The sequence below is a fragment of the Kitasatospora sp. SC0581 genome (genome assembly GCF_048159585.1).
Taxonomy (GTDB): Bacteria; Actinomycetota; Actinomycetes; order Streptomycetales; family Streptomycetaceae; genus Kitasatospora.
Window position 1 is genome coordinate 1 of the sequence record NZ_JBLRWA010000137.1, and the last position, 456, is coordinate 456.

1 protein-coding gene is annotated in these 456 nt (G+C 45.8%); it reads left to right on the forward strand.

Annotated elements, in window-relative coordinates:
• Positions 1–432: sigma 54-interacting transcriptional regulator (locus tag ACLWS4_RS37460; protein WP_416876495.1), on the forward strand; the 432-nt coding region annotated here is incomplete at its 5' end.
• Positions 433–456: the final 24 nt, after the last annotated feature.

Here is a 456-nt window from a genome sequence, read left to right on the forward strand (position 1 = left end):
GAAATTTCGGCCCGCTACAAAAAAGAGCTCGACCAGTTCAAAAGCAAAGTCCGGTTTTTGAAAAAATTGATTTATTGCAGCCCGAAAATGGAAAAAATCATGCACCAGGTAAAAAAAATCGCCGAATTTTCGTCCACTGTTTTACTGTCCTGCGAATCGGGCGTCGGAAAAGAAGTTATCGCCCAGGCGGTCCACCAATTCGGGAAAAGGTCGGAAAAACCGTTTTTAAAATTAAACTGCGGCGCGATTCCGGAAACTTTGCTGGAAAGCGAGTTGTTCGGATATGTCAAAGGCGCCTTTACAGGTGCGGAAAAAAACGGAAAAGAAGGATACTTAAAGCACTCGGACGTCGGCATAATGTTCCTACATGAAATAGGCGAAATGCCGGTCCATAAGCAGCTCAAATTGCTGCCTGTCCTGCAGCACAAGTAAGTCATCCAGGTCGGCACCACAACC